Raw genomic sequence first — 13,658 nt, forward strand, 5'->3', positions numbered from 1 at the left:
TCAGAAGTCGAAGTCGAGGCCGACGCCCACCACCCGCTGACTCTCGTAGACCTGATACTGGCTGAGACTGCGCGCGTTGCCGAAAGGCGTAGAGAACATGGCCGCGCGGTAGTCCTGGTCGAACAGGTTCTTCGCGAACAGCGACGCCTTCCAGCGCCGGCTGGACGGGCCGACGCCGATCGACGCGTCGACCAGCATGTAGCCCTCCTGCTCGGTGCGGGGATTGTTCGGGAAGGCGATCAGCATCTTCGAGCGATAGCTGGCGTTGGCGTCGAGCGTGAGCCGCCAGTCGGTCGCGACCTCGGTGGCGTAGCGCACGGCGACGTTGCCCTGCCACATCGGCGAGAACGGCAGGCGTGCGCCGGTGAGATCCTGCTGCACCCCGCCGATGCACCCTTCCGCTAGGGTCTGCCCGCCGAAGCACGGCGCGTTCGCGAACGATCCCCATTCGCTGTCCACATAGGCCGCCCCGGCCATGACGGCGAGATCGGCGTCGGCCAGCGGTCGCCACATCACCTCGAACTCGACGCCACGGGTCTTCGCCTCGCCGTTGGCGATGGGATAGGTGGCGGTCAGCGGGTCACGGCCGGCGGACTGGTAGTCCTTCACTTTCGACCAGAACGCCGTGGCGTTGGCGGTCAGCCGTATCGCGGGCCAACTCGTCCGCAGGCCGAGTTCGTAGGTGGTGGGTTTCTCGGGCCGCACATCGCGCAGGGTGCCCACTCCGATATTGGTGTCGTACCCGCCACCCTTGTACCCACGGGTCACCGTGGCGAAGGCCATGATGTCGTCGTTGACGTCGTACTGCGCGCCCAGCCGCCAGACGAAGGCGTCGTCGTCCTTGCCGGCGGTGGCGGAATCGCTCAGGCCCATCCGGGCGTCCTGGCGATACTTTTCGGCGTCCACCTTCTCGTTCAACACCCGCGCGCCGGCGATCAGGCGCAGATCCTCGGAGATGTTGAAATTGGCCTGGCCGAAGGCGGCGATGTTGCGCGTCTCGGCGTCGATCACCGCCAGCCGGTAGAAAAACGGCAGCGGCACCGCCGGGAAGATCTGGGTCGAGGCCGAGTGGACGCCCGACTTGAAGAAATAGACACCGGCCACGTAGTCGAGGAAGCCTCCCGTCGGCGAGGTTATGCGCAGTTCCTGGCTGACCTGGCTCTGCTTCAGGATGCCGAAGTTGATGTCCAGGAGGTTGGCCGGCGACGAGTCGGAATCGAGACCATCCTTCGTGAACCAGCGGCGATAGGCGCTGATGGAGGTCAGTGTGAACTCGCCCAGCTCGTAGTCCACCTGAACCGAGGTTCCGTACGAGCGGGACTTGGCGAAGACGTCGCCGTTCAGGTTCTGCTTGAAGTTGCCGGGACCTGCGACGATGCCCACCGCCGCCGCCGCCACCTCGGGCGCGCCGGGGACAGGTCCGACCTCGGCCGAGGTCCAGACGCAGCAATCGGCGTCGCGGCGGTAGTAGTCGGCGGTGGCCGTGACCAGAAGCCGGTCGTTCGGCTCCCACTCCAGCTTACCGCGCACGCCGCCGTCGTTGCGGTCGTTCAGCTTGCGACCGTCGAAGACGTTGTCGATGATCCCGTCACGCTTGTTGCGCCGGCCCGAGAGCGAGAACGCCAGAGTGTCGGTGATCGGCCCCGAGATGTAGGCGCTGAGCTTCCGCTCGTCGTCGGGCCAGGCCCAGCTCCCGCTCGCCCGGAACTCGAACGTCTTGGACGGGCGCCGCGTGACGATGTTGATGACGCCGGCCGAGGCGTTCTTGCCGAACAGGGTGCCCTGCGGCCCCCGCAGCACCTCGAGGCGCTCGATGTCCGGAAGGTCGGTCAGGGCCGACCCCGCCTGTCCGAGCACCACGCCGTCGAGCACGAAGGCCGTCGAACCCTCGATGGTCTCGGCCGCGAAGGTGGAGGTGCCGATGCCGCGGACGAAGAAGCCGAAGTTCCGCGGGCCGGCGGCGTTCAGGAAGGTGACGCTGGGCGCGACCTTGCTGATGTCGGTGGCTTCGTTGAGGCGGAGCGCTTCCAGCGCCTCGCCTTGAATCACGGCGACCGACAGCGGGACGTCCTGGAGGTTCTCTTCGCGCTTCTGCGCGGTGACGGTGATTTCCGCCACCTCGTTGCCGGTGGAGTCCGCGGCCACGGCCGGCGCGCCGGCGGTCAGGGCCATCCCGGCGGCGGCCAGAAGCGCCGCGCGGCGAAACGCGACCTGCAGGATCGGGGCGGATTCGCCCTTGGACGCCAGCATCATCTTCGATTCCCTCCCGATAAGCGGCTCTATGATAAATATGGCCACTGATGCCGAATTCGATCAAAAATTGATCTGTGTCAATGATCCGATTGCGGAAGCTCCCGCGCGCGGCCCCTCTCGGGCGCCGCGTTTCACCCGACACCCGACGAGGGTATCGGCGCCGTCGGCATCATGTGCATGATGGGCTTCGGCTCGATTCCCGGCGCTGGAGCGCAAGCGGCGTCGGGCCGGCGGGCCGCCTCCGGCCTCGCTCCCGCCCCACGCCGTCCCACCCGAAGCCCGGAGGGTCCCCTGTCGATCCGCGCCCTGCTCATCGCCAACCGCGGCGAGATCGCGATCCGCGTCGCCCGCGCCGCCGCAGACCTGGGAATCCGCACGGTCGCCGTCTGGTCCGAGGACGACGCCTCGGCCCTGCATCGGCGCCGCACGGACGCCGACGCGCCGCTGAAAGGTGTCGGGCCGGCCGCCTACCTCAACGCCGCCGCGCTCGTGGAGGCGGCCCGGCTGAGCGGATGCGATGCGATCCACCCCGGCTATGGCTTCCTGTCCGAGAGCGCCGACTTCCAGAGGGCCTGTGCGGCCGCAGGTGTCGCCTTCGTCGGACCGGACGCAGAGGCCCTCGACCTCTTCGGCGACAAGGCCCGCGCCCGCGCCTTCGCTGAGAGCCAGGGCGTGCCGGTGATCCCAGGCGTTGCGGGCGGCGCCGCACTGGACGAGATCCGGGCGTTCCAGACCAGCCTTCCGGCCGGACGGGGCATGATGATCAAGGCCGTCTCCGGCGGCGGCGGCCGGGGCATGCGGCTGGTGGCGGCGGGCGAGGACCCGGCCGAAGCCTACGGCGCCTGCGAGCAGGAGGCCCGGATCGCGTTCGGCGACGCCCGCCTCTACGCCGAGGCCTATGTGGCGAGCGCGCGCCACATCGAGGTGCAGATCGCCGCCGACGGCGTCCGCGCCGTGGCGATCCACGACCGCGAGTGCTCCGTCCAGCGGCGACGCCAGAAGCTGATCGAGTTCGCCCCGGCCATCGGGCTTCCAGCCGCAGTGCGCGAGCAGCTCCAGGCCTGGTCCGTGCGCATGGCCGAGGCGGCGAAGCTGCGTGGGCTGGCCACGTTCGAGTTCCTGCTCGACGCCGTCGACGGCCGCACCGCCGTCTTCATCGAGGCCAACGCCCGGCTGCAGGTCGAGCACACCGTCACCGAGGCCGTGACGGGACTCGACCTGGTTCAGGTCCAGCTCCGGTTGGCGGGCGGCGCCAGCCTCACCGAACTCGGCCTCGCAGACGGACCGCCCCCGGTCCGTGGCCATGCGGTTCAGCTGCGGGTCAATCTGGAACGGCTGGCGGCGGATGGCTCGGTCTCGCGCGCCGGCGCCGCCATCCGCCGCTATGAGCCGCCGGGCGGCCCCGGCGTGCGCGTGGACGACGCGGGTTTCGTCGGCTACCGGCCCAGTCCCGCCTTCGACAGCCTGATCGCCAAGGTCGTGGTCCACAGTCCTGCGGACGACATCGCCGTGACCCTGGCCAAGGCCGCGCGCGCCGCCACCGAGTTCCGGCTGGAGGGGGTGGAGAACAACCTGCCCCTGTTGCGCGCCATCCTGGAGGCGCCCGAGGTTGGAGCCGGGTCCGCCGACACCGGCTTCGTCGAGGCGCGGCTGCCCCAGCTTCTCGCCCGCGCCGAAGAGCTGACGCCCGAGGACACCGGCGTCGACGAGAGCGAACGCCAATGGGCTCGCGCGCCGGAAGGCGGCGTCAGCGTCGAAGCGCCGCTGCGCGGCACGCTCGTGGCGTTCGAGGTCGCCGTAGGAGATGTGGTCCGCGCCGGCCAGACCGTGGCCGTGCTGGAATCGATGAAGATGCAGCACGTGGTGGCCGCCGCCGCTTCGGGCGTCGTGCTGGAACTGCCGGTCGCCATCGGCGCCACCGTGGACGAGCACGAACCCCTGGCCTTCCTCGCGCCCGACGGCGCCGGCCAGGCCGAGGCGGTCGTCGAAGCGATCGACCTGGACGCCCCGCGCCGCGATCTGGAAGAAGTGCGCGCCCGCCATGCGCTGATCTTCGACGCCGCCCGGCCCGACGCCGTCGAACGGCGGCACAAGTCCGGCGGCCGGACGGCGCGCGAGAACCTGGACGACCTGTTCGACCCGGGCACCTTCCGCGAATTCGCCGGGCTGGCCATCGCCGCCCAGCGCCGCCGGCGTACGATCGAGGACCTCCAGGCCCGCACGCCGGCCGACGGGATCGTCACAGGCGTCGGCGAAGTGAACGGCGCGGATTTCGGCCCCGACGTCGCCCGCTGCGCGGCCCTGGCCTACGACTACACCGTCCTGGCCGGCACCCAGGGCCACTTCGGCCACAAGAAGACCGACCAGATCCTGGAGTTCGCCGAGCACTGGAAACTGCCCGTGATTTGGTACACCGAGGGTGGCGGCGGCCGGCCGGGCGACGTGGACGCCGGCGGCCTCTCGGCCTCGTCCCTCGACACGACCAGCTTCACCACCTGGGCCCGCATGTCCGGCGCGGCGCCCCGGATCGCGGTCAACTTCGGGCGCTGCTTCGCCGGCAATGCGGTCTTCTTCGGCTGCGCCGACATCACCATCGCCACGCGCAATTCCAGCATCGGCCTGGGTGGGCCGGCGATGATCGAGGGTGGCGGCCTGGGCGTCTTCGGTCCGGACGAAGTGGGACCGGCCCAGGTCCACTGGGAGAACGGCGCCCTGGACCTTCTGGTCGAGGACGAGGCCGAGGCCACCGTCGCGGCCAAGAGCCTGCTCGGCATGTTCCAGGGCCGGATCCACGATTGGAACTGCGCCGACCAGCGCCTCCTGCGCCATCTCGTGCCCGAGAACCGCGTGCGCGCCTACGACATCCGCCGCGTGATCCAGACGCTGGCCGACGAGGGCACGTTCGTCGAGCTGCGCGGCGGCTACGGCCGCGGCATGATCACCGGCTTCCTCAGGATCGAGGGCCGTCCCTTCGGCCTGATCGCCAACGATCCGCACCACCTGGGCGGCGCCATCGACTCGGAAGGCGCCGAGAAGGGCGGCCGCTTCCTCCAGCTCTGCGACGGGTTCGGCGTCCCGATCGTGTCCCTCTGCGACACCCCGGGATTCATGGTCGGTCCGGACAGCGAGAAGACCGGCGCCATCCGGCGCGGCTCGCGACTGTTCGTCACCTCGGCCGCCCTCTCCGTCCCGCTGTTCGCGGTGGTGCTGCGCAAGGGCTACGGCCTGGGCGCCCAGGCCATGACCGGCGGCGACTTCTCGGCCGCGGCGTTTACGGTCGCCTGGCCGACGGCCGAGTTCGGTCCGATGGGGCTCGAGGGGGCCGTCCGCCTCGGCTACCGCAAGGAACTGGAGGCCGAGTCCGATCCCGCGGCGCGCCAGGCGCTGTTCGAGAAGCTGGTGGGACGCATGTATCAGGCCGGCAAGGCGATCTCGGTGGCTCAGGTCTGCGAGATCAACGCGGTGATCGATCCGTCCGAAACCCGCGACTGGCTGCTGAGGGGCCTGGCCGCGACCGGCGCACCTCGGCGGGCCGCCCGCAACTTCATCGACGTCTGGTAGGCGTCACCAGCCCACGAGGCGACGCTGATAGTCGTTCAGAACCGGCGGATCGGGTCTCCGGAAGCGTTCCGGGTTCGGTTCGGCCAGGATCTGTGGAAAGCGGTCGGCGTTGATGAACCGGTCGGTCCAGTTGGTGGTGGACGTCACGCGCTCGACGGCCTTCCTGCGCTTTTCGAGCACCTCGGGCGACGACAGGCGGCGCGGCATCATGCAGATCAGGCTGACGGCCCGCAGCAGGGCAGCCTCGGCCGCAGGCGCCTCAAGGCTCCCGCTGCTGCAATGGATGGTGCGCGAATCCCACAGCAGCAGATCGCCGGCCTCCAGGTGGCACATGATCGGCGGCGTTCCGGTCAGCAGCGGATCGTCGGCCGGAAAGCGGAAGTGATCCACCTCCAGCGGAACCCGCCCCAGGCGCTCGGGGTATGCCTCGGCGATCTTCTCGAACGTCCGGTGAGAGCCGGGGATAAGGACGTTTCCTCCGGTGGCGGGCGACGTCGGCAGCAGGCTAATCAGGCCCTGCACGCATTGCAGGCCGGGGCGTGTGATCGGATGCTGGTCGATGTGCAGCCAAGAGCCGCCGCGATTGGTGCGCCAGGCCTCGTTCAGCGCCCAAGGCCGCCAAAGGGCCATGCCGTCGAAACTGACCAGAAGGTCGTCGTCCTGCCAGATGGCCGCGAAGGCGGCCTTCACGGCAGGGACGCTGCGGATGAACCATTGAGCGGCGCAGTGGCCGATGCCATGTCCCGGCAGGATACCGCCGTGGACCGAGGTGGGCCAGCGGTCGTCGCCCCAGGTGGTCCAGTCGCTGCGGTCTATGCCGGTGCCGAGTTCCTCCAGGTAGTCCCAGGCGAGGTCCAGCCCGCGCGCCGCTTCCTGTGGAGACAAGGCGTTGGCGATGACGACGTAGCCGTGCTCTTGCAGGTAGGCCACGCTCTCGACGGAACCGGGGGCGAAGCGCTCCACATGCACATAGACCGGCTCGATCACGCCCGGACCAGCGGGTTCGGCTGCGGCCGACCCGCGTGCATCATGGGCTCGCCGGACGTCTGCCTGCTCTGACATTTGCCGCTCTCCCCTTCTGACGGTATCGCCGCGCGGCCTTCAGGCCATGAAGTCGACCAGCCACTGAAGGACAAGCGCAATGCCGGTGAGACCCGCCAAGGCGCATGCGAAACAGACGGCGCCCTCCGCCAAAGTCTTGCGCTCGACCAGAGTCTTGCGCGGATGGAGGACAGGTTCCCGAAAGGCCATGGCGTCTTCTCCCAGCGCCGGGCCGCTCTCGAGGGCGTCCCGTTCGCAGAACAAGGATCATGCACCCTTCCCGGCAGCTTGGCCAGGGTTTCAAACGGACCCCCCGGAGCCTCGAACTAAAGCGGGCCTTCGAGCAGTCGGCGGACCACCGCCTTCAGCACCCGGGTGATCGCCTCGCGGTCGCCGTGGGGATTGCTCACGCCACGAACCGTCATGCCCTCGAACAGCATATTGAGGATCTCGCCCCGGGCGCGGCGCTCGCAGTCCGAGTGACCCTCGGGGAGCGTGCGACGCAGCAGGACTTCGCCCAATGCGCGCTTCTCGATGTCCGCCGCCTCGACGATCCCGGCGACGGCCGGGTTCCGCGCCGCCTCGGCGACCACTTCAAGATCCAGCGCCGCGCGCTCGCGGTCGTAATGCTCCTCCACGGCGGTCGAGCATTTCGCGATGATGGCGTCGGTCGGCCCGCCGTCACGCGTCTGGACCTCGGTCATCCAGGCCTGCATCTCGGCGATGTCGCGGGCCACGATGGCCGAGATGATCGCCTCCTTGTTCTCGAAGTAGCGATAGATCTGCCCCACGGAGAGCCCCGCCGCCTGAGCGATCTCGGCCATGCTGGCGCCGTGGAACCCGGAGCGCCGCGCGCACGCCGCCGCAGCGTCCACGATGATCTGTCGGCGCGCCTCCGCCGTGGCGCGCCTCACGCCTTCGCTCATGCAAAATCCCTTGTGCGCCGCAAAAAATTCCTCAGGTGGCGGGTTGACTTCACGAGGTCATGGACCCACATGCCTGAACCGAGAATGAACGTTCATTCTCATACAACAACGTCTTGTCAAGCGGAGCGCAAGCGCGCGGTCCGCCGCATCCGGTGCTCGCATGCGCATTTCGCTCCTCAGCGGCCTCGTGGCCGCCGCCTTCCTGTCCGCTTGCAGCGCCCAGGTGCCTTCGGGCCCCGATCCCAACGCCCCCGTCCCCGTGGGGGTCATCGCCGTGCGCACGGAACCGGTCAACCTCACAACGGAACTCAGCGGCCGGACTTCGGCGTCGCTGGTGTCCGAGGTCCGCCCCCAGGTGAATGGCGTCATCAAGGCGCGCCTGTTCCAGGAGGGCGCGATCGTTCGCGCAGGCCAACCCCTCTATCAGATCGACCCGGCCACCTATCGCGCCAGCCTGGACAGCGCCGTCGCGGCGCTGGCCCAAGCCGAGGCGGCGGCCACCGCGGCCAGGCTCAAGGCCGAACGGTTCAGCGAACTGGTCAAGGTCAACGCCGTCAGCCGGCAGGACGACGACGACGCCCAGGCCGCCGCCAAATCGGCCGCGGCGAATGTCCAGGCTCAGCGCGCCGCGGTGCAGCAAGCCCGTATCAATGTGGACTACGCCCGCGTCCACGCCCCGATTTCGGGTCGGATCAGCCGCTCGTCCGTGACGCCCGGCGCCCTGGTGACGGCGAACCAGGCTACCCCTCTGGCGACCATCCAGAATCTCGAAACCATCTATGTGGACGTCACCCAATCGGCCGCCGACCTGCTGAAGCTGCGCCAGGCGATGGCCGCGGGAGACCTCGAGGCGCCGGGAACGGCGCAGGTGCGCCTGATCCTGGAGGATGGTTCGATCTACCCCCACCCAGGACGCCTCGCCTTTTCCGACATCACCGTCGATCCCGGCACCGGCTCGATCGGCCTGCGGGCCATCTTCCCGAACCCCGAGGGCGCGCTGCTTCCGGGACTGTACGTGCGCGCCCGGCTTGCAGAGGGTGTGGCCACCCAGGCGATCCTGGCGCCCCAGGCGGCGGTCAGCCGCGATCCCAAGGGCGGGGCGACCGTCTTCGTCGTCGACTCCGCCGGCAAGGCCCAGGTCCGGCCGATCACGGTCAGCCGCACCGTCGGGGACAAGTGGCTGGTGACCGGCGGCCTCAAGCCCGGAGAGCGGATCATCGTCGAAGGCTTGCAGGGTGTGCGCCCCGGCTCGGCCGTGAAGCCCGCACCGGCCACCGCCGCCGCCCCCGCGACCGCGCGCTGAGGGCCCGGTCATGCTGTCGCGCTTCTTCATCGATCGTCCGATCTTCGCCTGGGTGATCGCCATCGTGATCATGCTGGCGGGCGGCCTGGCCATCCGCACCCTGCCGATCGCCCAGTACCCCGACATCGCCCCGCCTCAGGTCGAGATCCTCGCCGTCTATCCAGGCGCCTCGGCCAAGACGGTCGAGGACAGCGTCACCCAGGTCATCGAACAGAAGATGAAGGGCCTGGACGGCTTGCAGTACATCACCTCGGCCAGCGACGGCTCGGGCGCAGCGACGGTCACCCTGACCTTCCGTGCGGGGACGGACATCGACATCGCCCAGGTGCAGGTCCAGAACAAGCTTCAGACCGCCGTCGCGCTCCTGCCCCAGGAGGTGCAGCAGCAGGGTCTGAGCGTGGTGAAGTCCACGCGCAACTTCCTGATGGTGGTGGGACTCTACGCCACCGACAGCAAGACGACGACCGCCGACCTTTCGGACTATCTCGCCTCGAATCTCCAGGACCAGCTCAGCCGGGTGGAGGGCGTAGGCGACGTCCAGCTCTTCGGCGCGCAGTACGCCATGCGGATCTGGCTCGATCCCGACAAGCTCGCGTCGCGCAGCCTGACGCCTGCCGACGTGATCGCCGCGATCCGCGCCCAGAACGCCCAGGTCTCGGCCGGGCAACTCGGCGCGACCCCGTCTCTGCCCGGCACGGTCCTGAACGCAACCATCAGCGCCCAGGCGCGGCTCGAGACGCCCGCGCAGTTCGAGAACATCATCCTCAAGGACACCGGCGGCGGAACGCACGTCTACCTGCGCGACGTGGCCCGCGTGGAACTGGGCGCCGAGAACTACAACGCCCTGTCAAAGTACAACGGCAAGCCCGCCGCGGGCCTGGCGATCCGGCTGGCGCCCGGCGGTAACGCGCTTGAAACCGCCGACGCCGTCAAGGCGCGAATGGCCGAGCTGTCCGCGAACTTCCCCGCCGGGATCGCCTACGTCATCCCGGTCGACACCACCCCCTTCGTGAAGCAGTCGATCCATGAGGTGGTGAAGACCCTGGGGGAGGCCGTCGTGCTGGTCTTCCTGGTGATGTTCCTGTTCCTCCAGAACTGGCGGGCCACGATCATCCCCACGATCGCCGTGCCCGTGGTGCTGCTCGGCACGTTCGGGGTCCTGGCCGTCTTCGGCTACTCGATCAACACGCTCACCATGTTCGGCCTTGTGCTGGCGATCGGCCTGCTGGTCGACGACGCCATCGTGGTCGTCGAGAACGTCGAGCGCGTCATGCGTGAGCAGGGGCTCTCGCCGAAGGAAGCCGCCCGCCGCTCGATGGACGAGATCACGGGCGCGCTGATCGGCATCGCCCTGGTGTTGGCCGCCGTCTTCGTGCCGATGGCCTTCTTCGGAGGCTCGCAGGGAGTCATCTACCGCCAGTTCTCGATCACGCTGGTGTCGGCGATGGGACTGTCGGTGGTGGTGGCGCTTGTCCTGACGCCGGCGCTCTGCGCCACGCTGCTGAAGCCGGTCGATGCGGCCCATGCGATGGAGAGGCGCGGCTTCTTCGGCTGGTTCAACCGCAACTTCGACCACGCCAGCCATCGCTACCAGGAGCAGGTGGGCCGCATCCTTGGCAAGGGCGGACGCTGGATGGCCGTCTACGGCGCGATCGTCGTGGTCCTCGCCCTGCTGTTCATGCGCCTGCCCGGCGCCTTCCTGCCCGAGGAGGACCAGGGGAACATGTTCGCCCTTGTCCAGCTTCCCCCCGGCGCCACCGAGGAACGGACCCAGGCGGTGCTCAAGAAGGTCGCCGACCATCTGCTGACCGAAGAGGCGGACGCCGTGAAGTCGGTGTTCACCGTCTCGGGCTTCAGCTTCGCCGGCGCGGGCCAGAACGCCGGCATCGCCTTCATCACCCTGAAGCCCTTCGAAGAGCGCAAGGCTGCAGCCCTGAAGGTTGGCGCGTTGGCTCAGCGCGCGCAGACGGAATTCTCCAAGATCAACAACGCCATGGTCTTCGCGGTGGTCCCGCCCGCGGTGCCGGAGCTGGGAAACTCCGCCGGCTTCGACTTCCAGCTCCAGGATGTCGGGGGCGTGGGTCACGAGGCCCTGATGGCCGCCCGCAACCAGCTTCTGGGCATGGCCGGCGGCGAACGCCGCCTGGTCGGCGTGCGGCCCAACGGCCAGGACGACACCGCCCAGTTCGCCATCGACGTCGACCATGCCAAGGCCGGCGCCATGGGCCTGAACGTGGCCGACATCAACGCGACGCTCTCCACCGCCCTGGGCGGGACCTACGTCAACGACTTCGTCGACCGCGGCCGGGTGAAGAAGGTGTTCGTCCAGGCGGACGCACAGTTCCGCATGGCGCCCGAGGATCTCGAGCGCTGGTACGTGCGCAACGGCGCGGGCCAGATGGCGCCCTTCTCGTCCTTCGCCTCGACGCACTGGACGGTCGGGTCGCCGCGCCTCGAACGCTACAACGGCGTCCCTTCGGTCAACATCCAGGGGTCTCCAGCCCCAGGGCTCAGCTCGGGCCAGGCGATGAAGGCGATGGAGGAGCTCGCGACCAAACTCCCCGCGGGCGTCGGCTACGAATGGACGGGCCTGTCGCTTCAGGAACGCGAGGCGGGCGCCCAGGCGCCGGCGCTCTACGCCCTGTCGATCCTCGTCGTCTTCCTGCTGCTGGCCGCGCTGTACGAGAGCTGGACCATTCCGCTCGCGGTGATCCTGGTGATCCCCCTGGGCGTGCTGGGGGCGGTGCTGGCCACCAGCCTGCGCGGCCTCTCCAACGACATCTACTTCCAGGTGGGCCTGCTCACGACGATGGGCCTGTCGGCGAAGAACGCCATCCTCATCGTGGAGTTCGCCAAGGACCGCTTCGAAGCGGGGGCCTCGCTTGTGGAAGCCACGCTCGAGGCGGTTCGGATCCGCCTGCGGCCGATCATCATGACCTCGCTCGCCTTCATCTTTGGGGTTTTGCCCTTGGCGATTTCCAACGGACCGGGATCGGGCAGCCAGCACGCCATCGGCACGGGCGTCATCGGCGGCATGATTTCGGCGGTGCTGCTGGCGATCTTCTTCGTGCCGCTCTTCTTCGTGCTGGTGCAGCGGCATCTGGGTCGCAAGCCCGAGGGGGGCGTGGCCGCACCGGCGCCCCAGGAGGCGAACTGATGGCTCTCCGCGTCATGAGAATCCCCCTGGTGACCGCCCTGGTCGCATCGACGGCGCTGGCCGGCTGTACGATGGCCCCCCGCTACGAGCGCCCGGCCGCGCCGATCCCGCAGTCCTGGCCGAGCCCCGCCGACACCACCGCCGCGGGGATCGACGCCCCCTGGCGCGACGTCTTCACCGATCCGCGCCTGCAAGGGGTCATTCAGCTCGCCCTTGAGCAGAACCGCGATCTGCGGGCGGCGACCGCCAATATCGAACGCGCGCGTGCGGCCTACCGCATACAGCGCGCCGATCTGCTGCCCGGGATCGACGCCACCGGCCAAGTGCAGCGCGGCCGCACGCCCGCCGGCGCGACGGGTCAGGGACAGGCGCTGGAGACCGAACTCTACAGCGTCTCGGCGGGTTTCGCGGCCTATGAGCTGGACCTCTTCGGGCGCGTGCGCAGCCTCGGCGACGCGGCGCTGCAGTCCTTCTTCGCCGCCGCGGAGAATCGTCGCGCGGTGCAGGTCAGCCTGGTGGCCGAGGTGGCCGCCGCCTACCTCACCCTGGCTGCGGATCAGGATCTGGTGGGCCTTACCCGGGACACCCTGGCGAGCCGCGACGCGGCCTTCGATATCGCCCGCAAGCGGTTCGACGCCGGCGCCGCCTCCGAGCTCGACCTGAGACAGGCGCAGACCCTGGCCGAGCAGGCGCGCAGCGACCTCGCCACGGCCGAGGCCCAGGTGGTGCGCGATCGCAACGCCCTGCGGCTTCTGACCGGCGCCGATCTTCCCGTCGAACTGGCGCCACAGGGCGGACTGGCCGGCGTCGACGCCGTGACCGATGCGCCGGCGGGCCTGCCCTCCGAGGCGCTGACCCGGCGACCCGACGTGCTGGCCGCGGAACACGCGCTCCGCGCCCAGAACGCCAACATCGGCGCCGCGCGCGCGGCCTTCTTTCCGCGCATCAGCCTCACCGGGGCGCTGGGCACGATCAGCCCCGAACTGAACGGGCTGTTCGAGGGCGGTACGCGGACGTGGAGCTTCACGCCGCAGGTCACGCTTCCCATCTTCGCCGGCGGAGCCAACCTGGCGAACCTGCGCGGGACCGAGGCCGCCCGCGACGCCGCGCTCGCCCAGTACGAGAAGGCGGTGCAGACGGCGTTCCGGGAGGTGGCCGACGCCCTGGCGACCCGATCCACCATCGGCGACCGGGTGGCGGCCCAGGCTCGGCTGGTCGACGCCGCCCAGACGGCGCAACGCCTGAGCCAGGCCCGCTACGACGCCGGCCTCGACGGTTACCTCACCCTCCTGGACGCCCAGCGTACGCTCTACGCGGCCCGCCAGTCGCAGCTCGCCGCCGATCTGGCCCGCGCGACAAACCGTGTGGAACTCTATCGGGCCCTGGGCGGCGGAGCCGGGGCCGACACGCCGTAGGC

General features: G+C 69.5%; 8 protein-coding genes. 4 read left to right on the forward strand and 4 right to left on the reverse strand.

Features of this window, described 5'->3' with window-relative positions; all coding sequences use genetic code 11:
- Positions 1-2,253, reverse strand: a complete 2,253-nt coding sequence (locus ABS78_RS04970) for a TonB-dependent receptor (protein WP_293375644.1) — start codon at positions 2,251-2,253, stop codon at positions 1-3.
- A gap of 171 nt (positions 2,254-2,424) precedes the next feature.
- Here ABS78_RS04970 and ABS78_RS04975 point away from each other — a divergent pair, with 171 nt between their 5' ends.
- Positions 2,425-5,814, forward strand: a complete 3,390-nt coding sequence (locus ABS78_RS04975; protein ID WP_293375646.1) for a carboxyl transferase domain-containing protein — start codon at positions 2,425-2,427, stop codon at positions 5,812-5,814.
- 3 nt (positions 5,815-5,817) lie between these two features.
- Here ABS78_RS04975 and ABS78_RS04980 read toward each other — a convergent pair whose 3' ends face one another.
- The 3 genes from ABS78_RS04980 to ABS78_RS04990 form a co-directional block, all read right to left on the reverse strand.
- Positions 5,818-6,876 carry a phytanoyl-CoA dioxygenase family protein gene (locus ABS78_RS04980; RefSeq protein WP_293375648.1) on the reverse strand — a complete coding sequence of 353 codons (1,059 nt, stop codon included), beginning with the start codon at positions 6,874-6,876 and terminating at the stop codon, positions 5,818-5,820.
- A gap of 39 nt (positions 6,877-6,915) precedes the next feature.
- Positions 6,916-7,065 (reverse strand): hypothetical protein, encoded by a 150-nt coding sequence (locus ABS78_RS04985; RefSeq protein WP_293375650.1) that lies wholly within the window; start codon positions 7,063-7,065, stop codon positions 6,916-6,918.
- Positions 7,066-7,181: 116 nt separating this feature from the next.
- Positions 7,182-7,781 (reverse strand): TetR/AcrR family transcriptional regulator, encoded by a 600-nt coding sequence (locus ABS78_RS04990; RefSeq protein WP_293375652.1) that lies wholly within the window; start codon positions 7,779-7,781, stop codon positions 7,182-7,184.
- A 160-nt stretch (positions 7,782-7,941) separates the two neighbouring features.
- Between ABS78_RS04990 and ABS78_RS04995 the strand changes: the two genes are divergently transcribed.
- The 3 genes from ABS78_RS04995 to ABS78_RS05005 are packed head-to-tail and all read left to right on the forward strand — an operon-like array spanning position 7,942 to position 13,656.
- A complete protein-coding gene (locus tag ABS78_RS04995; protein WP_293375654.1) occupies positions 7,942-9,084 on the forward strand; it encodes an efflux RND transporter periplasmic adaptor subunit in 1,143 nt (380 codons plus the stop codon).
- A 10-nt stretch (positions 9,085-9,094) separates the two neighbouring features.
- Complete coding sequence (locus ABS78_RS05000; protein ID WP_293375656.1) at positions 9,095-12,241, forward strand: efflux RND transporter permease subunit; 3,147 nt, start codon at positions 9,095-9,097, stop codon at positions 12,239-12,241.
- Positions 12,241-13,656: an efflux transporter outer membrane subunit gene (locus ABS78_RS05005; protein ID WP_293375658.1), complete on the forward strand. Its 1,416-nt coding sequence runs from the start codon at positions 12,241-12,243 to the stop codon at positions 13,654-13,656. Before ABS78_RS05000 ends, ABS78_RS05005 begins: the two co-directional genes overlap by 1 nt.
- Positions 13,657-13,658: the final 2 nt, after the last annotated feature.

Origin of the sequence: Phenylobacterium sp. SCN 70-31 (genome assembly GCF_001724605.1) — a bacterium.
GTDB lineage: Bacteria > Pseudomonadota > Alphaproteobacteria > Caulobacterales > Caulobacteraceae > Phenylobacterium.